This is a genomic window from Streptomyces triticagri (genome assembly GCF_003429565.1).
Lineage (GTDB): Bacteria > Actinomycetota > Actinomycetes > Streptomycetales > Streptomycetaceae > Streptomyces > Streptomyces triticagri.
Genome location: NZ_QUAK01000238.1, coordinates 43,240 through 67,225 on the forward strand (window position 1 = coordinate 43,240; position 23,986 = coordinate 67,225).

At 70.7% G+C, this 23,986-nt stretch carries 24 protein-coding genes and 1 riboswitch; of the genes, 16 read left to right on the forward strand and 8 right to left on the reverse strand.

The features are described from left to right. Positions 1-3 precede the first annotated feature (3 nt). Positions 4-1,683 carry a tetratricopeptide repeat protein gene (locus tag DY218_RS33180; protein WP_233522032.1) on the reverse strand — a complete coding sequence of 560 codons (1,680 nt, stop codon included), beginning with the start codon at positions 1,681-1,683 and terminating at the stop codon, positions 4-6. A 103-nt stretch (positions 1,684-1,786) separates the two neighbouring features. Between DY218_RS33180 and DY218_RS33185 the strand changes: the two genes are divergently transcribed. Further along, the gene (locus DY218_RS33185) at positions 1,787-3,166 is read left to right on the forward strand and encodes an FAD-binding oxidoreductase (RefSeq protein WP_128559899.1); all 1,380 of its coding nucleotides are present in this window, start codon (positions 1,787-1,789) and stop codon (positions 3,164-3,166) included. On the opposite strand, the gene DY218_RS33190 is transcribed toward DY218_RS33185, so the two are convergent. The 3 genes from DY218_RS33190 to DY218_RS33200 form a co-directional block, all read right to left on the reverse strand. Further along, positions 3,144-3,668, reverse strand: coding sequence for a DUF3291 domain-containing protein (locus tag DY218_RS33190; protein WP_128559900.1), 525 nt, complete (start codon positions 3,666-3,668; stop codon positions 3,144-3,146). The genes DY218_RS33185 and DY218_RS33190 overlap by 23 nt on opposite strands. 31 nt (positions 3,669-3,699) lie before the next feature. Then, entirely contained in the window at positions 3,700-4,383 is a 684-nt protein-coding gene (locus DY218_RS33195; RefSeq protein ID WP_128559901.1) for a helix-turn-helix transcriptional regulator, read from the reverse strand. 62 nt (positions 4,384-4,445) lie between these two features. Next, a complete protein-coding gene (locus DY218_RS33200; RefSeq protein WP_128559902.1) occupies positions 4,446-4,919 on the reverse strand; it encodes an SsgA family sporulation/cell division regulator in 474 nt (157 codons plus the stop codon). Positions 4,920-5,343: 424 nt separating this feature from the next. On the opposite strand from DY218_RS33200, the gene DY218_RS33205 reads away from it, so the two are divergent. Both DY218_RS33205 and DY218_RS33210 read left to right on the forward strand, forming a co-directional pair. Then, positions 5,344-6,909: an RDD family protein gene (locus tag DY218_RS33205; protein WP_128559903.1), complete on the forward strand. Its 1,566-nt coding sequence runs from the start codon at positions 5,344-5,346 to the stop codon at positions 6,907-6,909. 102 nt (positions 6,910-7,011) lie between these two features. Next, entirely contained in the window at positions 7,012-7,692 is a 681-nt protein-coding gene (locus DY218_RS33210; protein WP_128559904.1) for an RDD family protein, read from the forward strand. An 82-nt stretch (positions 7,693-7,774) separates the two neighbouring features. Here the strand turns inward: DY218_RS33210 and DY218_RS33215 are convergent, their stop codons facing one another. Further along, positions 7,775-8,053, reverse strand: a complete 279-nt coding sequence (locus DY218_RS33215) for a hypothetical protein (protein WP_128559905.1) — start codon at positions 8,051-8,053, stop codon at positions 7,775-7,777. Positions 8,054-8,445: 392 nt separating this feature from the next. Here DY218_RS33215 and DY218_RS33220 point away from each other — a divergent pair, with 392 nt between their 5' ends. Together DY218_RS33220 and DY218_RS33225 are read left to right on the forward strand one after the other, a co-directional pair. Continuing rightward, the gene (locus DY218_RS33220) at positions 8,446-10,824 is read left to right on the forward strand and encodes an immune inhibitor A domain-containing protein (protein ID WP_128559924.1); all 2,379 of its coding nucleotides are present in this window, start codon (positions 8,446-8,448) and stop codon (positions 10,822-10,824) included. A gap of 123 nt (positions 10,825-10,947) precedes the next feature. Beyond that, positions 10,948-11,268, forward strand: coding sequence for a hypothetical protein (locus DY218_RS33225; protein WP_128559906.1), 321 nt, complete (start codon positions 10,948-10,950; stop codon positions 11,266-11,268). Positions 11,269-11,314: 46 nt separating this feature from the next. Here DY218_RS33225 and DY218_RS33230 read toward each other — a convergent pair whose 3' ends face one another. Beyond that, on the reverse strand, positions 11,315-11,902 hold the full coding sequence (locus tag DY218_RS33230) for a nicotinamidase (protein ID WP_128559907.1): 588 nt from the start codon (positions 11,900-11,902) through the stop codon (positions 11,315-11,317). 197 nt (positions 11,903-12,099) lie between these two features. Continuing rightward, positions 12,100-13,428 (reverse strand): nicotinate phosphoribosyltransferase, encoded by a 1,329-nt coding sequence (locus tag DY218_RS33235; RefSeq protein WP_128559908.1) that lies wholly within the window; start codon positions 13,426-13,428, stop codon positions 12,100-12,102. A 154-nt stretch (positions 13,429-13,582) separates the two neighbouring features. Between DY218_RS33235 and clpS the strand changes: the two genes are divergently transcribed. The 11 genes from clpS to DY218_RS33290 all read left to right on the forward strand — a co-directional run bounded on the left by clpS (position 13,583) and on the right by DY218_RS33290 (position 23,446). After that, a complete protein-coding gene (gene clpS, locus DY218_RS33240) occupies positions 13,583-13,909 on the forward strand; it encodes an ATP-dependent Clp protease adapter ClpS (protein ID WP_128559909.1) in 327 nt (108 codons plus the stop codon). Beyond that, positions 13,909-14,499 carry a DUF2017 domain-containing protein gene (locus tag DY218_RS33245; RefSeq protein WP_128559910.1) on the forward strand — a complete coding sequence of 197 codons (591 nt, stop codon included), beginning with the start codon at positions 13,909-13,911 and terminating at the stop codon, positions 14,497-14,499. The genes clpS and DY218_RS33245 overlap by 1 nt, the downstream gene beginning before the upstream one ends. A gap of 373 nt (positions 14,500-14,872) precedes the next feature. Beyond that, entirely contained in the window at positions 14,873-16,396 is a 1,524-nt protein-coding gene (locus DY218_RS33250) for an alanine/glycine:cation symporter family protein (RefSeq protein ID WP_128559911.1), read from the forward strand. 409 nt (positions 16,397-16,805) lie between these two features. Continuing rightward, positions 16,806-18,251, forward strand: a complete 1,446-nt coding sequence (locus DY218_RS33255; RefSeq protein WP_128559912.1) for an amino acid permease — start codon at positions 16,806-16,808, stop codon at positions 18,249-18,251. Positions 18,252-18,353: 102 nt separating this feature from the next. After that, on the forward strand, positions 18,354-18,779 hold the full coding sequence (locus DY218_RS33260; protein ID WP_128559913.1) for a Mov34/MPN/PAD-1 family protein: 426 nt from the start codon (positions 18,354-18,356) through the stop codon (positions 18,777-18,779). A 49-nt stretch (positions 18,780-18,828) separates the two neighbouring features. Beyond that, positions 18,829-18,958: riboswitch (cobalamin riboswitch) on the forward strand. Between the two features lie 39 nt (positions 18,959-18,997). Beyond that, entirely contained in the window at positions 18,998-19,984 is a 987-nt protein-coding gene (locus DY218_RS33265; RefSeq protein ID WP_233522028.1) for an ABC transporter substrate-binding protein, read from the forward strand. 86 nt (positions 19,985-20,070) lie between these two features. After that, on the forward strand, positions 20,071-21,072 hold the full coding sequence (locus DY218_RS33270) for a FecCD family ABC transporter permease (RefSeq protein WP_407703718.1): 1,002 nt from the start codon (positions 20,071-20,073) through the stop codon (positions 21,070-21,072). Continuing rightward, positions 21,072-21,908: an ABC transporter ATP-binding protein gene (locus DY218_RS33275; protein WP_128559914.1), complete on the forward strand. Its 837-nt coding sequence runs from the start codon at positions 21,072-21,074 to the stop codon at positions 21,906-21,908. The genes DY218_RS33270 and DY218_RS33275 overlap by 1 nt, the downstream gene beginning before the upstream one ends. Positions 21,909-21,952: 44 nt before the next feature. Next, positions 21,953-22,054 carry a putative leader peptide gene (locus DY218_RS35755; RefSeq protein ID WP_325052041.1) on the forward strand — a complete coding sequence of 34 codons (102 nt, stop codon included), beginning with the start codon at positions 21,953-21,955 and terminating at the stop codon, positions 22,052-22,054. 154 nt (positions 22,055-22,208) lie between these two features. Next, positions 22,209-22,490, forward strand: coding sequence for a MoaD/ThiS family protein (locus tag DY218_RS33285; protein WP_128559916.1), 282 nt, complete (start codon positions 22,209-22,211; stop codon positions 22,488-22,490). Between the two features lie 5 nt (positions 22,491-22,495). After that, positions 22,496-23,446, forward strand: coding sequence for a PLP-dependent cysteine synthase family protein (locus DY218_RS33290; protein ID WP_128559917.1), 951 nt, complete (start codon positions 22,496-22,498; stop codon positions 23,444-23,446). Positions 23,447-23,633: 187 nt separating this feature from the next. On the opposite strand, the gene DY218_RS33300 is transcribed toward DY218_RS33290, so the two are convergent. Further along, on the reverse strand, positions 23,634-23,986 hold a 353-nt coding region (locus DY218_RS33300; RefSeq protein ID WP_233522029.1), incomplete at its 5' end, for a type II toxin-antitoxin system PemK/MazF family toxin.

Below are 23,986 nucleotides of genomic sequence, written 5' to 3' on the forward strand. Positions count from 1 at the left end.
CCGTCACGGCGCGGCGGAGCCCGAAGGCTTCGCGGAGGGCGTTCCCGCCGGGGAGGGCTTTCCCGAAGCCGAAGCCGAAGCCGAAGCCGAAGCAGGTGCAGAAGCCGACGGAGACGGCGACGCGGATGCGGACGGGGACCCGGACGGCGCCGGCCGAGCGGGCCGGTGACCACCCCCCGCCTTCGACGGCGGAGCAGGCGCAGGCGGCTGCACCTGCTCCGGCCCGCCCTCCGGCGGCTCCCCGAGGTCCTTCAGCGCCGCACGCGCGGCGGGCGCGAGCAGCGGGGAGAAGTGCGGGTTGATGCGAAGCGCCTGCTCGAAGAATCGGCGGGCCGCGCCCTGATCGCCCAACTCCCGCTGAATCTCCGCCCGGTGATACGCGAAGAGCGCGCTGAGCGGCCCGTTCTCCATCGCCCGCTTGGCGAATTTCTCCGCCCGTTTGCTGTCGCCCGCCCGGTGCAGCGCCCACCCGAGCGCATCCGCGACCCGCGCCCCCGGGTGCCGCTTCCACTCCGCTTCCAGCCGCTTCACCGCCGCACCCGCGTCCCCGTGGTCGGCCTCGAAGAGTCCGAGCACCCCTTCGTCGCCCACCCCGACCGCGCCCTCCTGCGCCACCCGTGTACGCAGCCTCTCGTACTGTCCGCGGGCCGCAGGTTCCAGATCCAGTGACTCGTACAACTCGCCCAGTTCCAGGGCATATTGAGGCAGTGGCTGCGCGCCGTACGCGGTCTGGTACGCGGCGACCGCGTCCGTCCCGCGGTCCAGACCCGCGAGCGCCCGAGCGCGTCCCGCGTGCGAGGCGTGGTGCGTCGGGTCGGCGCGCAGCGCGGCGTCGAAGTAGTGCAGCGCCTCGGCGGGTTCGCCCCGCTCCCAGGCCAGTTCGCCGGCCCGGTGCTGGTACTCGGCCTCCGCGGCGGGCGACTCGGCGAGCGCCACCGCGTCCGAGAGCCCGGCCGCCGCGTCCTCGCGCCAGCCCCGCTCCCGGTACAACTCCGCTGCACCCGCGAGGACCGCGGGCCCCTTGCCGTACTTCTGCAGCTTCTCGAGCGCGGCATCGGCACGCTTGGCGTCGCCGAGCCCGGTGTACGTGTCGATGAGCCGGGCGTGCACGGTCCAGCGTGCCGGGGCGGCGGCCACCGCCTGCTCGCCCCACTTCTTCGCCGCCCGGTGGTCGTGCCGCGCGTCGGCGAGCGCGGCCATGCCCTGCAGCGCGTCCACGTTGCCGCGGGCTGCGGGGCGGACGGTGAGCGAGGTGCGCAGCGCGCGCTCGGCCTTCGGGTACGCGGCGTGCTTCCCGGTCCTGCGCGCCTGCTCCACATAGGCCGAGCCGAGCACCGCCCAGGACTTGGCGTCCTTCGGGTGCTTCGCGACCTGCGCCCTGCGCTCACCGATCAGCGCGGCCAGATCGGGCAGCGCCGCGGGCAGCCCCGCCCCGGCGGCGAGCAGCGCCCGGTCGGCCGGGCCCGGCGGGGGCGGCGTCCCGTCGCCCCACGGGACGAGGACCAGGACCCCGGCGAGGACCGCACAGCCCGCCACAGCGGAGATCAGCGCCTTGCGTGCGACGGGGGAGAGGCGGCGGCGACGGGGTGCGGCCGGCCCGGACGGCTCCGGCGTCCGCGCTTCCAGTGCGTTCGGCGCCCGCGTGCCGGATTCCGTCGCGGAGCCGTGCTCCATCGTCTCCATCTCCATGCCGCTCACTCTGCGCCCGTACGACGAGCACATCGGTGTCCGTGAACGGGTTCGCAGACGGGTTCACACCGATGGCCCCGAGTGCCACCCTTGGATCATGGACGCTGCTTCCGTACGGCTTGCCGAGCTCCTGCGTGCGGGTCTGCCCGCCGACGCCGTCCTCACCGACCCGGACATCACCCGCAGCTACGGCCACGACATGGCGAGCTTCTGCGAGGCCGGCACCCCCGCGGTGGTGGTCCTGCCCCGCACGGTCGAAGAGGTGCAGCACGTGATGCGCACCGCCACGGAACTGCGCGTCCCCGTCGTCCCGCAGGGCGCCCGCACCGGCCTGTCCGGCGCGGCCAACGCCGAGGACGGCTGGATCGTCCTGTCCCTGGTGCGGATGGACGCCGTCCTGGAGATCGACCCCGTCGACCGCATCGCGGTCGTCGAGCCGGGTGTGGTCAATGCGGTGCTGTCCCGGGCGGTCGACGAGCACGGCCTCTACTACCCGCCGGATCCCTCCAGTTGGGAGGAGTGCACGATCGGCGGCAACATCGGCACCGCATCCGGCGGCCTGTGCTGCGTCAAGTACGGAGTCACCGCGGAGTACGTCCTCGGCCTCGACGTGGTCCTCGCCGACGGCCGCCTGCTGCACACCGGCCGCCGTACCGCCAAGGGCGTCGCGGGATACGACCTCACGCGGCTTTTCGTCGGATCCGAGGGCAGCCTCGGTGTGGTGGTCCGCGCCGTGCTCGCCCTCAAGCCGCGGCCGCCCGCCCAGCTGGTCCTCGCCGCCGAGTTCACCTCCGCCGCGGCCGCCTGCGACGCGGTCTGCCGGATCATGGCCGGCGGCCACGTGCCGTCGCTGCTCGAGCTGATGGACCGTACGACGATCCGGGCCGTGAACGACATGGCGCAGATGGGACTGCCGGAGACCACCGAGGCGCTGCTGCTCTGCGCCTTCGACACCGCGGACCCCGCCGCCGACCTTGCCGCGGTCGGTGCGCTCTGCTCGGCGGCGGGCGCCACCCAGGTGGTGCCCGCGGAGGACCGGGCGGAGTCCGAACTGCTGCTGCAGGCGAGGCGGTTGTCGCTGGTCGCGCTCGAGGCGGTGAAGGGCACCACGATGATCGACGACGTGTGTGTGCCGCGTTCGCAGCTGGGGGCGCTCCTGGAGGGTACGGCGCGGATCGCCGAGAAGTTCGATCTGACCATCGGCGTCTGTGCGCACGCCGGTGACGGCAACACCCACCCGACGGTGTGCTTCGACGCGTCCGACGCCGAGGAGTCCCGCCGCGCCCGCGAGTCCTTCGACGAGATCATGGCGCTCGGCCTGGAACTCGGCGGCACGATCACCGGCGAACACGGCGTGGGCGTCCTGAAGAAGGAATGGCTGGCCAGGGAGCTCGGCCCGGTCTCGCTCGACCTGCACCGCGGCATCAAGTCGGTCTTCGACCCGCTGGGGATCCTCAATCCCGGGAAGGTGTTCTGAGCCCGTCCGGCGCCTCGGGGGCCGCGGGCGGTGCGGCGGCCTCGTCCGGTGCGGGGTGCGGGCTGCGGAAGGTGAAGGCCTCCGGTCCAGGGCCCTGGTCCCGCACCAGCTGCACCCGCTCCAACGCCTCGGCCACCGACGGGAGATGACCCGCCGGGACCCACCACAGGGCCTGGTGCGGCTCCACCATGCGCGTGAACCACTCGCGCCGCCTGCTGAGCACACGCAGATGCCCGGTCTCGTACGTGAAGGCCCGCAGGGCCTCGACCGATTCCCAGACCGAGCAGTTGATCAGGAACAGGTCGTCGTGCCCGTCGGGGCGCAGGCCCGTCGCGTCCTGGCCTTCGTCGTCGACCATGCGCCAGACGAACCCGGGGCTGCGGTCGGCGAGTTCATTGATCTCGGGGAGCTGCTCGACGAATCCGGCGAGCTCGGGGCTGTCGATCGGTGCGACGATGCGGCCGACGTTGACCTGGGCGAGATGGAATCCAGTCTTGGGCATGAGGTCAGGATGGCTGGGTCCAGTTCTATGGTCAATCCTTTTTGTTTTTAGAGTCTCGCCGGTCGTCGCGAGAGGCGTCCCGGACGCCGTCCCGCCGCAGGCTCACACAGCAGCCACCCGGCTGCGGATCCATCGTCGGCGACCACTGGCCGGTCGCCAGCCCTTCGATCAGGGCGAGGTTCATGCCGCAGATCAGGGCCGGGAACTCCTCGGCGAGGCCGTGGAAGGGGCAGTTGTTCAGGCGCAGCGTCTCCCCGTCCTGGAACGGCTCGTATCCGCGGGCCCGCAGCACCTCGACCAGATCCCCGGCCGCCGCGTCCGGATGCTCCGCTCCCTCCGCCTTCGCCGCGGCCTGCAGCGCGCGGTCGAGCCCGCCGTCCTCCACCACCCGGGCGAGCAGGCGGCCGACGGCGTCGTACGAGCGCGGCGGCACGGACGCCGCGTGCTCGCCGTCGGCCCGCCGGTACAGCTTCGCCGGGCGGCCCGCGCCGGGTCCGGTGCGGCCGGAGAGCCGCCGGAAGGACGTGGCGAGCAGCCCGGCCTCCACCAGCTTGTCCAGATGGAAGGCGGCGAGCGAACGCGAGATACCCGCCTCCTCCGCGGCCGCGTCCCGGCCGACTTCGGCCGGGGCGGCGGCCACGTAGCGATAGAGGCGGCGGCGCAGCGGGTCGCCCAGCATGCCGAGCGCCGCGAATGCGGAATCCTCGTCGGTCATACGGCGAATTCTATGACCAACGAGTCTTGTGAAATCGGCGTGCGGGTGCTCCCCGGGGCAGGTCAGTCGCCGTCCTTGGACTCGTCGGACGGCCACGGGTTCTGCAGCCACAGGTCGTCGGCCGGGGTAGGGGTGAGCAGGTCGGCCAGTACCTCGTCGAGGCTGAGGCGGTCCTGCTCGGTGCCCGGCGGCACGACGCGCAGCGTGCGCTCCAGCCAGGCCGAGACGATCGCGGCCGGTGCCTCGAGCAGGGCGTCCCCGTCCGGCGAGGTCAGGGCCATCAGGACGACGCTGCGGCCGTCCACCTTCGTCGGCCAGATCCGGACATCCCCGTGACCGCACGGCCTGAAGACCCCCTCGACCAGGAGCTCACGCGCGAACGTCCAGTTCACGGGCTGCTCGGAGCCGATGTGGAAGGTGATGTGCACGGCGTACGGGTCGCTCGCCCGGTAGGCGAGCCGGGCCGGTACGGGGATGCTCCGCTCCGGCGACAGGACCAGGTTGAGCTCAAGTTCGCGTTCCACGACGGTGTTCATCTCGATGCGCTCCTCTCGGCGACGGGGCCTTCGGCAGGCCCGCAACCGGAGAGAGCGCGGTCCTCACCATCCATTACGCGACTTCCGGAGATTTTTTCTCAGGGCCTCTCCGAGACCCGTCCGCTCCCGGATCCCGGCCCCTACGCTGAGCCCCCGGCATTCCGCCGCATGTCACGATCGCCCGCCCGGGTACGAGTACTTCGGGTACCCGTGCCGGGCCGCACCGGCCGGTCCGTGTCGCACCCGTCTCCTCCTCAACTCCCTTTGCAGCAACCACCCTTGTACTCTGACCGGCCCCGCCCGCAGGAGCGGAAGGAACGTGACCGGAAAGTGGAAGGAACGGTGGGACCGGCCCGGCAGCGAGCGTGGGTCTGATAAATGTGGACCCTCCACAGACCCCCGAGCAGATACGGGACGACGGACCATGAGCGCCCCAACCCCGGCACCCGGCGACAGCAGCCCCAAGGCAGGGTTCTATCCGGACCCTTCCATTCCGGGCTATGTCCGGTACTGGAACGGCGTCGCGTGGGTGCCCGGCACGAGCCGGCCCGCGCCGTCCGAGGGCGAGGCGATGCCGACGCCGCCGGCCGCGGCGGCGGGGCCTCCTCCCGCGCACGGTGGTCCCGTGGACGAGACCGGACCCGTCTTCTTCGACGAGGAGCCGCAGGACGAGGCGGAGTTGCACGGCTCCCGTCCGGAACCGGCCTCCGCCTGGCAGGCCGACACCAACCGGCAGGCGGGCTTCGGCAGCGACGACGAGCGACGGGTGTCCTGGGGCGGCTCGGGGCGTACGCCGCGGGGGGCCGGTCCGGGCGGTACTCCGGGTACCCCTGACCCGCGGGCCGGGTCGGCGCCGTCCGGCGGGGCCGCGTCAACAGCTCCCTCGTCAACCACCCCCGCATCCGCCACTCCTTCGGATGCGAACGCCGCGCCGGGGAGCGGCCGGGACGAGGGCGCGCGTGCCGACGGGACGATGGCCATCCGGTCGCTGTCCGCGGACACCGCCGCGCGGGTGCCGGAGCAGAAGCCCGGCGAGGACACGATGATGGTGCGCCGGATGCAGCCCGGCGACGCGAAGGCCCGCGAGCGGCGCGCCGCGGAGGAGGACCCCGCCGCGCCGTCGCCCGCGCCGGCGACCGAGGGCACCATGACGATCCGGGCGCTGCCCGGGAGTGCGGCCGACTCGGGGCGTACGGCAGGGAGTTCCGCGGAGAGCTCCGCGGCCGCGGCCCCCGCTCCCGCGCCCCCTGCCCCCGCCGCTCCGGCTCCCGCGTCACCCGGCGCGCCGCCCGCGTACGGGTATCCGCAGGGTGCCCCGGCAGCGCAGGCCGGGTCGCCGCTCACCCCCGGGTCCGGTGGCGGCTCCGCCTCCTGGGCGCAGCAGGTGCATCAGCTGGCGCAGACGCCGCAGGCGCAGGCGGGGGAGTCGCAGCCGGTCACGCCGTGGAAGCCGCCGGTCAACGACCCGTTCCTGGCGGCCGCGCAGGCGGCGGCCTCGGGCCGTCCGGCCGGGCTCGGGCGGCGGTTCCTGGCGCGGCTCGTCGACACGGTGGTGCTCGCGGCCGTCACGGGGGCCGCGGCGCTGCCGTTCGTCACCAAGGCGTCGGACCACATCGACGACAAGATCCAGACGGCGAAGATGTCCGGCGAGACCGTCACGGTCTGGCTGATCGACGGCACCACATCGGTGTATCTCGGCATCGTCCTCGGCGTCCTGCTGGTCTTCGGCGTGCTCTACGAGGCGGTGCCCACGGCGAAGTGGGGCCGCACCCTGGGCAAGAAGCTGTTCGGGCTGCAGGTCCGGGACATCGAGGCCCACGAATCGCCCTCTTTCGGGGCGGCGTTGCGGCGGTGGCTGGTGTACGCGGTGCCGGGGGTGCTGGTCGTCGGGGTCGTGGGTGTGGTGTGGTGCGTCTTCGACCGGCCCTGGCGGCAGTGCCTGCATGACAAGGCCGCGCGGACGTTCGTCCTCGGGCCGGACAGGGGCTGAGGCCCAGCCCCGCGTCGGGGCTGGCCTTCCCGACCGGGGGGCGACGCCCCGAATGGCCCCCACCCGGATGCGTCACCCTCGCCCCCGCGTTCGACTCGACGCATGAGTAGTGAACCGCCGCCCCCCGGCGCGGGCCAACCGCCGGACGACGACCCGTTTCTGAAGCAGCCGCCCACCGGCAGTGGCCCCGGCGGCGGCTCCCCCTACGACTCCCCGCAGGGCGGTGGTCCGTACGGCCCCCCGCCGGGCTCGGGCGGCCCTCCGCCCCCGGGAGGCGGCCCGCCCCCGTACGGCGGCGGCCCCTACGGCGGAGGCGGCGCGGACCCCCTCGCCGGGATGCCCCCGCTCGCGGACAGCGGCAAGCGCGTACTCGCCAGGATCATCGACATGCTGATGGTCGCGATCGTGGTCTACGTCCTGTCGCTGCTCTTCGGCGGCGTCCGCTTCGAGACCGACCCGGACGAGGTCAACTACACCTCGTCGTTCGGACAGTCGCTGCTCGCCGCCGTCCTCTACATGGGCTACGACGCGGTGATGATCTCCAGGACGGGTCAGACCCTGGGCAAGAAGTGGATGGGTCTCAGGGTCGCGAATCTGGACGACGGCGCGACCCCGACGCTGCAGACCTGCCTGGTCCGTGCCGCGGTCCTGTGGCTGCCGTTCGCGTTCTGCTGCGCCTGCATCTGGACCGCGATCTGCGGTGGCTGGAGCTTCGTGGACAAGCCGTACAAGCAGGGGCTGCACGACAAGGCGGCCAAGACCGTGGTGGTGACGGTCCCCTGAGCGCCCGCGCGGGATGAGCGCGGGCGAAGCACACGAACGGCGGGCCGTGGGACTCGAGCGGCCCGCCGTCTGCGTGTCCGCGTCAGCGGTGCAGGGCCGAGACGCGCTCGCCCTCCGTACGCCGTGTGCGGGGCGCGGGCTCGACGGACGAGGCGACGGGCAGGGGCGCGACGGTACGTGTCGCCGCCCGCGGCCGGGCCGGCACGGTCACCGCGACCAGCAGCCCGAGCCCGAGGCCCGCGACGGCCACGACCGCGGCCCCGAGAGCCGAAGTCGCGCCGGAGAGCAGCAGCATGGCGAGGGTCGAGAAGACCACGGTGGCGGAGCCGAAGGCGAGCTGTGCGGCAGTCGGACGAGGCATGGCGTAATCCGTCCTCGGAACAGCGGTGTCGGGGCAGCGGTAGCGACCCTAGTTCGCTGGATTCCCGCCCGGAACCGGAAGTAAGCGTGACCTTACCCACGGCGCCGGTGCACGGGGGGCGCACGGGTTCATGCCGCGTTCCAGCAGTCGAGACGGACGCGCCGCCCCGCCGTCCGGATAACGCAACTCCGCATCCGCGTAACGCACTTGGCGGGTTCAAGTCAAGGTCTGTCTTTTCTTCCGTAACTCCGGTCGAATGACGTCACTTGTGACGCGGCCAGGCGCGCGGATTCCGCACCACCCCCACACCCACCTCCATCCGCAGGCGCGGCCGCGGGGGAGGAACACGTCAAGTGAACAGAGAGACAGGCACCGGCAGACACCGCCGGTCGATGCGCACGGTCGCCGTGCTCGCGGCGCTCGCCGCGACGGGCGCCACCGCCTCGGCGTATGCGACCGCGCAGGCGGACGACCGGTCCGCGGGGGCGCCCGGAGTGGAGCGCCGCGACCCGGCGCCCGCGAAGGGGCACGGGGACCACGACCTCAAGGGCCCGTTCAGCGACCGGCAGGCCCAACTGCGCGAGGACGCACTGCGCGAGGTCATATCCGGCGACGCGAAGGTCAAGAAGAGCGGCGGATCGAACGTCGTGAAGCTCGACGACGGCAAGTACGTCGAGCTCGGCCGCGAGAAGACGGACAAGATCTTCACCATCCTGGTCGAGTTCGGCGACAAGGTCGACGACGAGACCATGTACGACCCGGACGGCCCGGACGGGCCCGAGGAGCCGGTGAAGAAGTACGGCGGCGAGCCGGGGCCGCTGCACAACACCATCGCGGAGCCGGACCGCAAGGACGACAACTCCACGGACTGGCAGAAGGACTTCGACCAACAGCACTTCCAGGACCTCTACTTCTCCACGGACAAGAAGAAGGAGTCCGTCAAGAAGTACTACGAGAAGCAGTCCTCGGGCCGCTACTCGGTGGACGGCGAGGTCTCGGACTGGGTCAAGGTCGAGTGGAACGAGGCCCGTTACGGTTCGAACTACTGCGGCGACTCCAACTGCCCGAACGTCTGGGACGCGGTCCGCGACGGCGTCACCGCCTGGGCCGAGGACCAGAAGGCGGCCGGGAAGACCGACGCCGAGATCAAGGCGCAGCTCGCCGAGTACGACCAGTGGGACCGCAACGACTTCGACGGCGACGGCGAGTTCAACGAGCCGGACGGCTACATCGACCACTTCCAGATCGTGCACGCCGGCGAGGACGAGTCCGCGGGCGGCGGCGCCGAGGGCGAGAACGCCCTCTGGGCGCACCGCTGGTACGCGTACGGCACCGACGCGGGCAAGACGGGACCGGCGGACAACCCGGCCGGCGGCACCGAGATCGGCAACACCGACATCTGGGTCGGCGACTACACGATGCAGCCGGAGAACGGCGGACTCGGCGTCTTCGCCCACGAGTACGGCCACGACCTGGGTCTGCCCGACCACTACGACACCAGTGGCGGCGAGAACTCCACGGCCTTCTGGACCCTGATGTCGTCGGGCTCCTGGCTCGGCCGCGGCAAGGACTCCATCGGTGACCTGCCCGGCGACATGACCGCCTGGGACAAGCTGCAGCTCGGCTGGCTGGACTACGACACGGCGAAGGCCGCGACGAAGTCCACGCACAAGCTGGGCCTCGCCGAGTACAACACCAAGAACAAGCAGGGCCTCGTGGTGGAACTGCCCACCAAGGAGGTCACCACCACCATCACCAAGCCCGCCGAGGGCACCAAGCAGTGGTGGAGCGGCCAGGGCAACGACCTCAAGAACACCCTGAGCCGCGAGGTCGACCTGACCGGCAAGTCCGAGGCGAGCCTCGACCTTTCGGGCTGGTGGTCGATCGAGGAGAACTACGACTTCCTGTACGTCGAGGCCTCCACCGACGGCGGCGCGACCTACACCCCGCTCGACGGCACCGCGGACGGCAAGCAGATCCCGCGCGACGGCGGCGACAAGCCCGGCCTGACCGGCGTCTCGGAGAAGTACCAGAAGCTGAACTTCCCGCTCGACGAATACGCGGGCCACAAGGTCGACCTGCGCTTCCGCTACCAGACCGACGGCGGTCTCGCCGAACGCGGCTTCACCGCCGACGAGATCAGCATCACCGCGGACGGCGAGGAGCTCTTCGCGGACGGCGCGGAGGAGGACGACAACGGCTGGACGGCGGACGGCTTCAGCCGCGTCGGCGAGTCCTTCACCAAGGACTACCCGCAGTACTACATCGCGGAGAACCGCCAGTACGTCAGCTACGACAAGACCCTCAAGTCCGGCCCGTACAACTTCGGTTGGGCGACCGACCGGCCGAACTGGGTGGAGCACTACCCGTACCAGAACGGCCTGATGATCTGGCAGTGGGACACCTCGCAGGCGGACAACAACACCAGCCAGCACCCGGGCGAGGGTCTGGTGCTGCCGATCGACGCGCACCCGAAGGCCGAGAAGTGGGCCGACGGCACGGTGATGCGGAACCGCATCCAGGCCTACGACGCACCCTTCAGCCGGCACCGCACCGACGGCTTCACGCTGCACAACGACGGCGTGCCGACGAAGGTCCCCGGCAAGGAGGGCGTGTCCGCCTTCGACGACGGCCACTGGGTCTCGTACTACGACCCGTCGAACCCCACGGGAAGCGTGAAGGTCGCTGACACCAACACCAGGATCGAGATCGTGAAGGAGCCGCGCAGCGGCGAGACGATCACGCTCCAGGTCGGCCCGTCGGACGGCTGAGAAGCAAAACTGCAGGTCAGAGCGTGATTGGCCGCGACCCTCTAGCGGGTCGCGGCCAATCGTGTTTAGGTGCGTGCTGTGGATTTCTTATTGACGCTACGTCTCACGGGGGTGTGAATCGGGATGGCTGGAGGAGGCTTCAGCAAGCTGCCGAACGGCACGGTGGTGGTCGCTCTGTCGCTGCCCGACCCGGCGGCCGGCCCGGCCGGCGGCACGGTCCGGGTGCTGGTGCACGCGGGCAATCGGGCCCGGGCGCTGACCCGGATCAGGAATCTGGGCCTGCGCGCGGTGTATCTGCGGGGTAACACGGAGCCACCGACTCCGGACGAGATCACGGCGGTGCTCCACCATCCCGACGGGCTCATATGGCGCACCGCTCCGGACCGCGCCGAGGAGCTCTGGCACCCGATCCGGGCGCTGCTGAGGCCGGCCCGGCCGGCCTGAGGCCCGCCGCCTCGGGGGCGGACGGGCCTGTGCCGCTGCGCGAGCCTCAGACGACCGGCTTCCCGGTGAGCTCCACGCCCGCCGTGCGCAGCTCGTCCAGGGCCGCGTCGGTGGACTCCTCGGAGACCCCCGCGGTCAGGTCGAGCAGCACGTGGGTGCGGAAGCCCTCGCGGGCCGCGTCCAGGGCGGTGGCGCGTACGCAGTGGTCGGTGGCGATGCCCACGACGTCGACCTCGGTGACCTCGTGGCCGCGCAGCCAGTCGGCGAGCGCCGTGCCGTTCTCGTCGGCGCCCTCGAAGCCGCTGTACGCGGCGGAGTAGGCGCCCTTGTCGAAGACGGCGTCGATGGCGCCGGAGGCGACGGCCGGGGCGAAATTGGGATGGAAGCCGACGCCCTCGGTCCCGGCCACACAGTGCCGCGGCCAGCTGCGCCGATAGTCAGGATTGTCCGAGAAGTGGTCCCCGGGGTCCACATGGTGATCACGGGTCGCCACCACGTGCTGGTATCCGGCGCCGGCGGACTGGCCCACCAGTTCGGTGATCGCGGCAGCCACGTCGGCACCGCCGGAGACCGCGAGGCTGCCGCCCTCGCAGAAGTCGTTCTGCACATCGACGACGATCAGGGCGCGACGCATGATGCCTTTCCTTCGGCTGGGGGACGGGTGGTTCGGGCCGGACGGTGAGCAGCCGTTGCATTCCCGCTCGTCGGGTGTTCATGCGTATTCGTTCAAGGGTGCACGATTTTGCCATCGGAGTGTCCGGTACCTGGTGGGGATGCGCGATCCGGGCGCTCGAGCGGCCGGAACGACCCCCCTTCGTGGAGGGGGAGCGGTCAGACGTATTCCGTAGGGATGACGGCCTCTCCACGGGACAGCTGGGTCGCGGAGAGCGGCAGCTTGGCGCGGGCCTCGGCATGCCGGGCGCGCACCGTGTCCAGTGGTTCGCGGGCCACCACTTCGCCGCGCCGGACGAGCTCGACGAGCAGCTGGTGCGGGGCGAGCTCCTCGGGGACGGGTCCGGTGCCGATCACCTCGGCCTCCGCGTGGCCGTCCGCGTCCGGCCTGCGGGCCGCCCATTTGCGGCCGCCCTTGGAGGTCTTCGCGCCGAGCGATTTCTTGGCCACCGGCTCGAGCGGGGCGTCCGGCTCCGCCGAGCGCGCCCGGGCCACCAGCTTGTAGACCATCGAGCAGGTCGGGTGCCCGCTGCCGGTGACGAGCTGGGTGCCGACCCCGTACGCGTCCACCGGGGCGGCCGCCAGGGAGGCGATGGCGTACTCGTCGAGGTCCGATGTGACCACGATCCTGGTGTTCCGCGCGCCCAGTTCGTCGAGCTGCTGCCGTACCCGGTGGGCGACCAGGAGGAGGTCGCCGGAGTCGATGCGCACGGCGCCGAGCTCGGGTCCGGCCACCTCCACCGCGGTACGGACGGCCTCGGCGACGTCGTAGGTGTCGACGAGAAGCGTGGTGCCGCGGCCGAGCGAGTCGACCTGGGCGGTGAAGGCGTCGCGTTCGTTGTCGTGCAGCAGGGTGAAGGCGTGCGCCGAGGTGCCGACCGTGGGGATGTCGTAACGGAACCCGGCGGCGAGGTCCGAGGTGGTGGTGAAGCCGCCGACGTAGGCGGCCCGGGATGCGGCCACCGCGGCCAGTTCGTGGGTGCGCCGGGCGCCCATCTCGATCAGTGGCCGCTCGCCGGCGGCCGAGGCCATCCGGGAGGCCGCGGCGGCGATCGCCGAGTCGTGGTTGAGGATCGAGAGGATCACGGTCTCGAGCAGGACGCACTCGGCGAAGGAGCCCTCGACGCGCAGCACGGGCGAGCCGGGGAAGTAGACCTCGCCCTCCGGGTAGCCCCAGATGTCGCCGCGGAAGCGGTAGTCGGCGAGCCACTGCAGGGTCGGTTCGTCGACCACGCCGCGCTCGTGCAGGAAGTTCAGCTCGCGGGTGTCGAAGCGGAAGCTCTCGATGGCGTCCAGGACTCGGCCGGTGCCGGCGACGACGCCGTACCGCCGCCCCTCCGGCAGCCGCCGGGTGAAGACCTCGAACACCGAGCGCCGCTCGGCGGTTCCGCCCTTCAGGGCGGCCTGCAGCATCGTCAGTTCGTAGTGGTCCGTGAAGAGTGCTGTCGAGGGAACGTCCACCGGCAGCCGTAGGTCCGCAGTGTTCATGACGGGGATACTACCCCCATCTCGTCAGTTTGACGATTTCTGGGTGCGGGTGGGTCGTGAGCGGCCCCGCAGGGCCCGCCTGCCCCACAAAATGGCCCTCGTGCGTGCGGAAGTCAGCCTTCCGTTTATGCGCCCGGCCCTCCCGGGTGGCAGCATGGGGCAAGTGAGTGTGGCTCCCGATGTGACCCCCGTAGAGACCGGTCAGCCCGAGGCGGCTCAGGACGTGTCCGCCGTCACCGAGCCGGACGTCCCCTGGGTCACGATCGTGCACAACGACCCCGTCAACCTGATGAGCTATGTGACGTATGTCTTCCAGAGCTACTTCGGCTATTCGAAGGACAAGGCGCACAAACTGATGCTCGACGTTCACCACAAGGGCCGTGCGATCGTGTCCAGCGGCACGCGCGAGGAGATGGAGCGGGATGTGCAGGCCATGCACGGGTACGGCCTCTGGGCGACGCTGAGCCAGGACCGCACCTGATGCCGGGCCAGTTCGAACCCCTGCCCGGCGGTGGCGCCGCCGTCGCCCTCGACGAGGTCGAGATCTCCATCCTGCGCTCCCTCTCCGTCCAGCTCCTCGAGCTGATCGGACCCGGGCCCGGCGGTGAGGCCGCGGACGACCCGCTGGCCGAACTCTTCGCCGAGGGCCCGAGCGAGCCGCCGAGCGACCCCGTCCTGCAGCGCCTCTTCCCCGACGCCTACGGCGATCCGGAAGCCGTCCCCGACGACCAACTCAAGGAGTTCTCCGCCGAGTTCAGGCGCTTCACGGAGAACGACCTGCGGGCCGGCAAGCGCGAGAAGGCACTCACCGTGGTGCGCACCCTCGACGCGCTCAGCATCGAGGGCGAGGGCGGCGCCGTCCTCAAGCTCTCTCCGGACGAGTCCCGCGAATGGCTCGGCGCGCTCAACGACCTCCGCCTCGCCATCGCCGCCCGCCTCGACGTGATCGACGACGAGGACACCGACCTGCTCTACCGGCTGCCGGACTCCGACGAACGCAAGCCGATGGTGATGGCGTACCTGTGGCTGGGCGGGCTGCAGGAAACTCTGGTCGAGACACTGCTGCCCTGAACATCCCGGATCGTCCCGGAAGCTGTTCGCTCAACGGACGCTCAGATCCGGATAACGATCGCGTCACGCCCAGCGTGCTTACGTGCAGCTCAGGGGCTTTTCGGTGCTTTATATGTGGCGTGTGCCACTCGAGCCGTCGGTCAACGCGTGGTAAAAATCGGCAACTCCCGGCTCGGCACCACCCCTCGCAGGGTCGGGAACCTGGCGCATCGCCAGGCGCATCACATGACGCACGACGCATGCAGACCCGAGGAGTCACCGGTCCCCGTCCAGGTCCCGGTCCCTCAAGTCGCCGATCGGACAACGGCGTTCGCTCAAGAAGCCCCCCGCCACTGCCCCGAGCACCACGGCAGTCCTGCGCCCGAGGTACCAGATGTCATTCGAATCCTTCACCGACTCGGTGGACTCCGCCGTCAACGGCTTTTTCGAGCCGGTGACCGAAGCCCTCTCCGACGTCGTGTTCTACGCCGTCCCGGTCGCCGGTACGGAACTCCCGCTCATCGTGGCGTGGCTGGCGATCGCCGGCATCGCGTTCACCGCCTACTTCGGCTTCATCCAGCTCGGCAAGTTCCGCCTCGCGCTGGACGTGGTCCGCGGCAAGTTCGACGAAAAAGGATCACCGGGCGAGGTCAACCACTTCCAGGCGCTCACGGCGGCGGTGTCCGGCACCGTGGGTCTCGGGAACATCGCCGGTGTCGCGGTGGCCGTCAGCATCGGTGGCGCCGGTGCCACGTTCTGGATGATCCTCTGCGGGCTCCTCGGCATGGCGACCAAGTTCGTCGAGGTCACCCTCGGCGTGAAGTACCGCACCGTGCACGCGGACGGCACCGTCTCCGGCGGTCCGATGCACTATCTGCCCAAGGGCCTGACCGAGCGGTTCGGTGAAAGCGGCCGCAAGCTCGGCAAGGTGCTCGCCGTCGCGGCCTCGGTGATGATCCTCTTCTTCGGTCTGTTCGGCGGCAACCTGCTGCAGGTCAACCAGAGTTACGAGCAGCTGGCCTCCGTCACCGGCGGTGCGGACGGCCTGCTCGGATCCTCCGGCGGCGCGCTCTTCTTCGGCATCCTGATCGCCGCCCTCGTCGGCATCGTGCTCATCGGCGGCATCCGCTCCATCGCCTCCGTCACCAGCCGCCTCGTCCCGGCGATGGCCGGCATCTACGTGGTGGCCTGCCTGATCGTCATCCTCGTGAACATCACCGCCGTACCCGACGCGGTCGTCAAGATCATCGAGGGGGCCTTCGCTCCCGAGGGCGTCGCCGGCGGTGTGATCGGCGCCTTGATCGTCGGCTTCAAGCGTGCCGCGTTCTCCAACGAGGCCGGCCTCGGTTCCGCACCGATCGCGCACTCCGCGGTGAAGACGAAGCACCCCGCGAGCGAGGGCTTGGTCGCCCTGCTCGAGCCGTTCATCGACACGGTGATCATCTGCACGATGACCGCGCTGACCATCGTCATCGCCCAGCCCGCCAGCTGGAAGGTCGGCGAGGAGGTGCAGGGCGTCACCGTCACGTCCGACGCCTTCGAGACCGTACTGCCGTGGTTCCCGTACGTCCTGACCGTCGCGGTCCTGCTCTTCGCCTTCTCGACCGTGCTCACCTGGGGCTACTACGGGCTCAAGGCCTGGACGTTCCTCTTCGGCCGCAGCCGGGTCAGCGAGTTCTCCTACAAGGCCCTGTACTCCCTCGGCTGTGTGCTCGGCTCGCTGCTCACCCTGCAGACGCTGTTCGACCTGGCTGACGCGGTGCTCTTCATGCTCGCCGTCTTCAACATCATCGGCCTCTATCTGCTGGCCCCGGTGGTCAAGCGGGAGCTCAAGTCGTTCCTCGACGTCGTGAGCCGCAGGAGGGCCGGGCTGCCCGACGAGGATGCCGAGTCGGAGGGCGCCCAGATCAAGGGCTGAGCCCCGGGCGACTCACCGTCCACCGCACGAGGCCCGTCCGCGCACCAGGCGCGGGCGGGCCTCGTCGTGCGCGCCCCGACACCCGACCGCGGTTCGCTCAACGGACACTCAAATCCGGATAACGATCCCACCAAAGGGGACAGCCCTTGCCGGCTTCCTTTGGTGCCGCAGGAGAAATTTGTCCCCTTCTTCCTGTGCGATGGGTCGCATTTGCGTGACCGGTCGGTCCATCGGTGCGTGATAGAAGTTCTCGATCACCCGGCGGGACGCCACCCCTGTCTCCCGGGTGCGCCCGAACCGGCGGACCGCCGGCAGGCACGTTCCATCCGCATCCGGGGGGGATCGCCAAGGACGTTGCTGCCGATCCCGGCCCACGTGGCCCGGACCGGCATGGAGAAAGGCGCACTACATGACCTCTCTGCAGGTCGAGAAGAACGACGACGGCAAAGCGGCCGGACCGTCCGCGGAAACGTCGGGCGAGGGATATCAGCGTGGCCTCGGTGCCCGCCAGATCCAGATGATCGCCATCGGCGGAGCCATCGGCACCGGCCTCTTCCTCGGCGCGGGCAAGGCGATCTCCAAGGCCGGCCCGAGTCTCATCCTGGCCTACGCCATCGCGGGCCTGGTCATCTTCTTCATCATGCGAGCACTCGGCGAACTGCTCATGTACCGCCCGGTCTCCGGGTCCTTCGCCGAATACGCCCGTGAATTCATCGGCCCCTTCGCGGGATTCGTCACCGGCTGGACGTACTGGCTCTTCTGGGTCGTCACCGGAATCACCGAAGTCACCGCGGCGGCCACGTACATGACGTACTGGTGGGACATTCCCCAATGGCTGTCCGCGCTCGTCTTCACGATCATTCTGTACGGCGCGAACCTGATCTCGGTGAAGCTCTTCGGCGAGATCGAATTCTGGTTCTCGATGGTCAAGGTCACCGCGATCCTCGGCATGATCCTCATCTGCGCCGGAGTCCTCACCATCGGCTTCTCGGACGCCGGTGACACCGCGTCCGTCTCGATGCTCTGGGATCAGGGCGGCTTCTTCCCCAAGGGGCTCGGCGGCACCCTGATGACGCTGCAGATCGTGATGTTCGCCTTCCTCGCCGTGGAGCTGGTCGGTGTGACCGCGGGCGAGTCCAAGGACCCCAAGACGGTGCTCCCCAAGGCGATCAACACCGTGCCGTGGCGTATCGCCGTCTTCTACGTCGGCGCCCTGATCATGATCCTCTCCGTGGTGCCGTGGACCGTCTTCAGCGACGGTGTCTCGCCCTTCGTGAAGGCCTTTGAGCAGATGGGCCTCGGCGTCGGCGCCGCCATCGTGAACTTCGTGGTGCTCACCGCCGCCCTGTCCTCCTGCAACTCCGGCATGTACTCCACCGGCCGGATGCTGCGCGACCTGGCGCTCAACGGCCAGGGGCCGAAGATCTTCACGCGGCTCAGCGCCCGCGGCATCCCGCTCATCGGCACCACCTTCTCTGCGGCGCTGATGATGTTCGGCGTCTGGATCAACTACCAGTGGCCGGGCGAGGCGTTCAACTACGTCGTCTCCTTCGCCACGATCTCCGGCATGTGGGCCTGGATCATGATCCTCTGCAGCCAGCTCAGGTTCCGTCGCGCGGTCGCCCGCGGTGAGCTGCCCGAGTCCTCCTTCAAGGCCCCGGGTGCGCCCTTCACCAGCTGGTTCGCACTCGGCTTCATCGGCCTGGTGATCGTCCTGATGGGCATCGACTCGACCGCCCGCAACGCGCTGTACTGCGCGCCCCTGTGGGCCCTGATCCTGGTCGTCTCGTACCGGGTGCTCAAGGCCCGCAACCCGCACATCGGCGAGCGTGCGCAGGCCGGCGACAAGGCCTGACGGCCGCAACGCCCCGTACGGGAGCCCGCTCCCCGGACGCAGGCGTCTCGACAGGTGGTCCCCGTATCTCGGATCCGGGGACCACCTGCCTATTCTCTGGGCATGCTGACCATCACCCGGGACCTGTACGACCGGATCGTCGCCCACGCGCGCGCGGACCACCCCGACGAGGCCTGCGGCGTCATCGCGGGCCCGGCCGGATCCGGCCGTCCCGAACGCTTCATTCCGATGCTGAACGCGGCCCGCTCGCCCACGTTCTACGAGTTCGACTCGGGCGATCTCCTCAAGCTGTACCGCGAGATGGACGACCGGGACGAGGAGCCGGTGGTCATCTATCACTCGCACACGGCCACCGAGGCATACCCCTCGCGCACGGACATCACGTACGCCAACGAGCCGGGCGCGCACTACGTCCTGGTCTCCACGGCCGACACCGATGCCACCGACGGCACGACTCCCTTCCAGTTCCGCTCCTTCCGCATCGTCGAGGGCGAGGTCACCGAGGAAGAGGTCGAGGTGGCGGGCTGAGCCGCCCCGGCCCGGTGACCGGGACGTTTCCGGCCACGGCATACTGAGCGGTGAAAACGAGGCGGCAGGACCCAGGAAGCCGGTGCGAATCCGGCACGGTCCCGCCACTGTGACCGGCGCGCGCCCCATCCGGGCGGACCGCCGGGAAGTCAGGAACTGCCCTGCCGCCTTCTCCCACCGATGAGGGGACGTGGAAATCCCCCCGAGGAGGCACCGCCGTGTCCTGGCGTCCCCGTGCGCGCACACTCACCGCCATAGCCCTGCTCGTCCCGCTGGCCGCCTGCGGCTCCCCGGACGACGACGCGGCGAAGAAGCCCGCGGCCCAGGCCGAAGGCTTCCCGTACACCGTCGAGAACTGTGGTGTCAGGACCACCTTCGACGCCCCGCCGGAGCGCGTCGTCACCATGAACCAGCACGTCACCGAGATCATGCTCGAACTCGGCCTGGAAGACCGCCTGGTGGGCACCGCCTACCTCGACGACAAGGTCCTGCCCGAGTACGCGAAGGCCTACAAGTCCCGGCCGGTGATCGCGGACGAGTACCCCAGCCAGGAGAAGCTCCTCTCGGTCGACCCCGACTTCGTGTACGGCGGCTACACCAGCGCCTTCGAGGCCGGCGCCGGACGCAGCAGGGCCGCCCTGAAGAAGTCCGGCATCGACAGCCGCCTGAACATCGAGGGCTGCACCGAGGGCGCCGTCACCATGGCCGACGTGCACCGCGAGGTCCGTGAGGCCGGCCGGACCTTCGGCGTACCGGAGCGCGCCGAGCGCTGGATCGAGGAGGCGAAGGCCGAGACCGCGGCGACGAAGGAGAAGCTCGGCGACACCGACCCGCTCGACGTCTTCGTCTACGACAGCGGCGACAAGACCGCCTTCACCGCGGGCGGCACCGGCATCGGCAACGAGATCATCACCAGGGCCGGCGGCCGCAACGTCTTCGCCGACCTCGACAAGCCCTTCGGCGACGCCTCCTGGGAGAACGTCGTGGAGCGGGCGCCCGAGGTCGTGGTGATCTACGACTACGGCGGCACCACAGTCGCCCAGAAGAAGAAGCGGCTGCTCGAGGACCCGGCCCTCGCCGACGTGCCGGCGATCAAGAACAAGCGGTTCGCGGTGCTCCCGCTCTCCGACGCCGTGCTCGGCGTACGGGCACCGGCCGCGGTGCGGAAGCTGGCCGAGCAGCTGCACCCGGACGCCGCGAAGTGAGCAACTCGCTCAAGGAGACGGGGACTTCACCGGCCGTGGCCGTACGGGGGCCCGTGGCCGAGGCGGCCCGCAGGGTCCGCACACCGCTGATCCTCGTCGTGCTCGCCGCCGCCTTGGCGGTGGCCGTGGTCGCCGGCCTTGCGCTCGGCTCGGTGCGGGTCCCGCCCGGACAGGTCGTGGACATCCTCACCGGCCGGGCCGAGGCATCCCCGCTGCGCACCATCGTGCTCGACGTACGCCTGCCGAGGGTGCTGCTCGGCGCGGTCGTCGGGGCCGGGCTCGCGGTGGTCGGAGCGGTGCTGCAGGCCCTGGTGCGCAACCAGCTCGCCGACCCGTTCCTGCTCGGCGTCTCCTCCGGCGCCTCCACGGGCGCCGTCGCGGCCATCGTGTTCGGCCTCGGCACCGGGCTTGCGACCACCGTCCTGGTGCCGGTCGCCTCGTTCGCGGGCGCCCTCGGCTCGCTCGTGCTCGTCTACACACTGGCCCGCAAGGGCGGCGTGCTGACCACAAGCCGGCTGATCCTCGCGGGAGTCGCCGTCGCGTACATCCTGTCCGCCCTGACCAGCCTGATGCTGGTGACCTCGGCCCGTGCCGAACACCTCAGGGACGTCCTGTACTGGACACTCGGCGGGCTCGGCGCGGCCCGCTGGGACATCCTGCTCGTGCCTGCCGCGGCCCTCGCCGTCGGTGTCGCGCTGCTGATCACCCTGGCCCGGCCGCTCGATCTGCTGCTCGTCGGCGAGGAGGGCGCCACCGTGCTCGGGCTCGACACGGCGCGCTTCCGGGCCGCCGTCTTCGTCCTCACCTCGCTGCTCACCGGGCTGCTCGTGGCGTACAGCGGGGCCATCGGCTTCGTCGGTCTGATGGTGCCGCACGCGGCGCGGATGTTCGTGGGTGCCGTGCACCGCCGGCTGCTTCCGGTGTGTGCGCTGATGGGCGCGGTGTTCCTGGTGCTCGCCGATCTCGCCGCCCGTACCGTCGCCGCGCCCCAGGACATCCCGGTCGGGGTGCTCACGGCGCTCACCGGCGGACCGTTCTTCCTGTGGCTGCTGCACCGCGGCCCCGCCTCCGAGGGAAACCGCGACTGATGCTCAGGACCGAGGAACTCAGCTACCGCACGGCCGGCCGCACCCTGGTCGACGCGGTGTCCCTGCAGGCCGCACCCGGCGAGACGGTCGGTCTGGTCGGCCCCAACGGCAGCGGCAAGACCACCCTGCTCCGCTGCATCTACGGAACCCTCACCCCGACCGGCGGCCGTGCCCTGCTCGACGGTGACGACCTGCACGCGATCGGCGCGAAGCGACGGGCCCGGCGGCTCGCGACCGTCCCGCAGGAGACTCCGGCCGGCTTCGAGCTCACCGTGCGGGAGATCGTCGCCATGGGCCGTGCCCCGCACAAGTCCTTCTGGGCGGCCGACACCGCCGAGGACGACCGCATCGTGGACGCCGCACTGTCCAGGGTCGGCGCGGGGGAGCTGGCGACCCGCCGCTTCGCGGGCCTGTCCGGCGGCGAACGCCAGCGGGTCCTGGTGGCCCGCGCCCTGGTCCAGGAGCCCGCGCTGCTCGTCCTCGACGAACCCACCAACCACCTGGACATCCGCTACCAGTTGGAGATCCTCGGCCTGGTCCGGAGCCTCGGCACCACCAATCTGCTCGCGCTGCACGACCTGAACCTGGCCGCGTACTACTGCGACCGGCTCTACGTCCTCGAGCAGGGCCGGGCCGTGGCATCGGGCCCGCCCGCCGAGGTGCTGACCCCGGAGCTCCTCGCCGAGGTCTACGGTGTCCACGCGGAGGTCGCCGAGCACCCGGCGACCGGGGCGCCGACCATCACGTACCTGCCGCAGCGGGTGTCGGGGGACGTGCCATACCTGGGCAAGTACGACGCCGTCCCGACCGGTGAACCACACCCGTCCGGCATGTGAGATCACATTCCGGGAAGCGGGACGGGAATCGATACGATGACCGCATGGTTCCCCACGACGTGAGCGAGAAGACGCCGGGCGCACTGCTCGTGGCGCGGCTGCACGTCGACCTGTGCAGGCTCAGCAGCGCCATCTGTCCGCGCTGACCCCTGCCGCCGTACGGCCGGGGATGCGGCGGGCCCCTCCGCGCAACTCCCGCGCCGTAGAAGCAGCTTGGTGCCCACGGCGGCGAGAAGCCGCCTTCCACGTTCTTTCGAGTTCGACCCTCTCCCGACCCCCTTCCGACAGGAGCCCGCAGACATGGCCATCGAGGTCCGCATCCCGACCATCCTCCGCCAGTACACCGACGGTGCGAAGGCCGTCGAGGGCAGCGGCGACACGCTCGCCGCCCTCTTCGCCGACCTCGAGACCCGGCACACGGGCATCGAGGCCCGCATCATCGACGCGGACAACGGCGCGAAGCTGCGCCGCTTCGTGAACGTCTACCTGAACGACGAGGACGTCCGCTTCCTGGACGGGATCTCCACGAAGGTCAGCGACGGCGACAGCGTCACCATCCTGCCGGCCGTGGCCGGCGGCTGATCAGCATGCGCTACGACTCCCCGCTCGCCGCGGTCGGCAACACCCCGCTGGTGCGCCTGCCGCGGCTCTCGCCGTCCGACGACGTACGGATCTGGGCGAAGCTCGAGGACCGCAATCCGACCGGCTCCGTCAAGGACCGGCCCGCGCTGCACATGATCGAGCAGGCCGAGAAGGACGGCCGGCTCACCGCCGGCTGCACGATCCTCGAGCCGACCAGCGGAAACACCGGCATCTCGCTGGCGATGGCGGCCCGCCTCAAGGGCTACCGGATCGTCTGTGTGATGCCGGAGAACACCTCGTCCGAGCGCCGGGAGCTGCTCGCCATGTGGGGCGCGGAGATCATCTCCTCGCCCGCGGCGGGCGGTTCCAACACGGCGGTACGGGTCGCCAAGGAGCTCGCCGCGGAGCACCCGGACTGGGTGATGCTCTACCAGTACGGCAATCCGGACAACGCGGGTGCGCACTACGCCACGACCGGTCCGGAGATCCTCGAGGACCTGCCCTCGATCACCCACTTCGTGGCCGGGCTCGGCACCACGGGGACCCTGATGGGGGTCGGCCGCTACCTGCGCGAGCACAAGCCGGACATCCGGATCGTGGCCGCGGAGCCGCGCTACGACGATCTGGTCTACGGACTCCGGAACCTCGACGAGGGGTTCGTGCCGGAGCTGTACGACGAGTCGGTGCTGACCACGAGGTTCTCGGTGGGCAGCGAGGACGCGGTCACGCGGACGCGGGAGCTGCTGGGGCAGGAGGGGATCTTTGCGGGGGTGTCCACGGGGGCGGCGCTGCATGCGGCCGTCGGGGTGGGCCGTAAGGTCCTCGCCGCGGGCGAGAGCGCGGACATCGTCTTCCTCGTCGCGGACGGCGGCTGGAAGTACCTCTCCACGGGGATCTACACGGCCCCCACGACGGCCGCGGCGGTCGCGGCACTCCAGGGCCAGCTTTGGGCCTGATCCGGCCCGCCACCTCAGCCCGTCCGGCGTTTGAGGACAAGGCCGTCAGGCCGGGCCTGTGACGTCACCAGCCCTGGGGGCTGCGCCCCCTTTGTCCTCAAACGCCGGACGGGCTGAGGGTGCCGGACGGGCTGAAGGTGCCGGACGGGCTGAGGGTGCCGGACGGGCTGAAGGGTACTGCCGGACGTCAGTCCGAGAGGTGCTTGAGTTGGTCCCAGAGCGCGGGGTCCACGACCCCCACGTGGCGGCGGAAAGCCCACAGCGGGACCTCGCGTAGCTCGTCCGTCTCCAGAAAGCTGGGGCGACCGTGCGCGTCCCCGACCGACCCGGGCGGCAGCGGAATGACCCCCGCCCTCTCGTCGTGGTAACGACTCGTGATCTTGGCGACCCGCGCCCGGTCGCCATGGACCGACAGGACCAGGCAGGGCCGGTCCTTCGACCCGGGCCCGTCCTCGTAGGGCACCTCGGCCCACCAGATCTCCGCCCGCTCGGGCCGCCGCGACGGCCGCCGCCGCGGCCCCTCGCCGGGCCGCCCCGGCG

Excerpts from the sequence above, each read along its gene's own strand:
- DY218_RS33180 (WP_233522032.1), bottom strand. The coding sequence starts at position 1,683 with ATGGAGACGATGGAGCACGGCTCCGCGACGGAATCCGGCACGCGGGCG.
- DY218_RS33185 (WP_128559899.1), top strand. The coding sequence starts at position 1,787 with ATGGACGCTGCTTCCGTACGGCTTGCCGAGCTCCTGCGTGCGGGTCTG.
- DY218_RS33190 (WP_128559900.1), bottom strand. The coding sequence starts at position 3,668 with ATGCCCAAGACTGGATTCCATCTCGCCCAGGTCAACGTCGGCCGCATC.
- DY218_RS33195 (WP_128559901.1), bottom strand. The coding sequence starts at position 4,383 with ATGACCGACGAGGATTCCGCATTCGCGGCGCTCGGCATGCTGGGCGAC.
- DY218_RS33200 (WP_128559902.1), bottom strand. The coding sequence starts at position 4,919 with ATGAACACCGTCGTGGAACGCGAACTTGAGCTCAACCTGGTCCTGTCG.
- DY218_RS33205 (WP_128559903.1), top strand. The coding sequence starts at position 5,344 with ATGAGCGCCCCAACCCCGGCACCCGGCGACAGCAGCCCCAAGGCAGGG.
- DY218_RS33210 (WP_128559904.1), top strand. The coding sequence starts at position 7,012 with ATGAGTAGTGAACCGCCGCCCCCCGGCGCGGGCCAACCGCCGGACGAC.
- DY218_RS33215 (WP_128559905.1), bottom strand. The coding sequence starts at position 8,053 with ATGCCTCGTCCGACTGCCGCACAGCTCGCCTTCGGCTCCGCCACCGTG.
- DY218_RS33220 (WP_128559924.1), top strand. The coding sequence starts at position 8,446 with ATGCGCACGGTCGCCGTGCTCGCGGCGCTCGCCGCGACGGGCGCCACC.
- DY218_RS33225 (WP_128559906.1), top strand. The coding sequence starts at position 10,948 with ATGGCTGGAGGAGGCTTCAGCAAGCTGCCGAACGGCACGGTGGTGGTC.
- DY218_RS33230 (WP_128559907.1), bottom strand. The coding sequence starts at position 11,902 with ATGCGTCGCGCCCTGATCGTCGTCGATGTGCAGAACGACTTCTGCGAG.
- DY218_RS33235 (WP_128559908.1), bottom strand. The coding sequence starts at position 13,428 with ATGAACACTGCGGACCTACGGCTGCCGGTGGACGTTCCCTCGACAGCA.
- clpS (WP_128559909.1), top strand. The coding sequence starts at position 13,583 with ATGGGGCAAGTGAGTGTGGCTCCCGATGTGACCCCCGTAGAGACCGGT.
- DY218_RS33245 (WP_128559910.1), top strand. The coding sequence starts at position 13,909 with ATGCCGGGCCAGTTCGAACCCCTGCCCGGCGGTGGCGCCGCCGTCGCC.
- DY218_RS33250 (WP_128559911.1), top strand. The coding sequence starts at position 14,873 with ATGTCATTCGAATCCTTCACCGACTCGGTGGACTCCGCCGTCAACGGC.
- DY218_RS33255 (WP_128559912.1), top strand. The coding sequence starts at position 16,806 with ATGACCTCTCTGCAGGTCGAGAAGAACGACGACGGCAAAGCGGCCGGA.
- DY218_RS33260 (WP_128559913.1), top strand. The coding sequence starts at position 18,354 with ATGCTGACCATCACCCGGGACCTGTACGACCGGATCGTCGCCCACGCG.
- DY218_RS33275 (WP_128559914.1), top strand. The coding sequence starts at position 21,072 with ATGCTCAGGACCGAGGAACTCAGCTACCGCACGGCCGGCCGCACCCTG.
- DY218_RS35755 (WP_325052041.1), top strand. The coding sequence starts at position 21,953 with ATGGTTCCCCACGACGTGAGCGAGAAGACGCCGGGCGCACTGCTCGTG.
- DY218_RS33285 (WP_128559916.1), top strand. The coding sequence starts at position 22,209 with ATGGCCATCGAGGTCCGCATCCCGACCATCCTCCGCCAGTACACCGAC.
- DY218_RS33290 (WP_128559917.1), top strand. The coding sequence starts at position 22,496 with ATGCGCTACGACTCCCCGCTCGCCGCGGTCGGCAACACCCCGCTGGTG.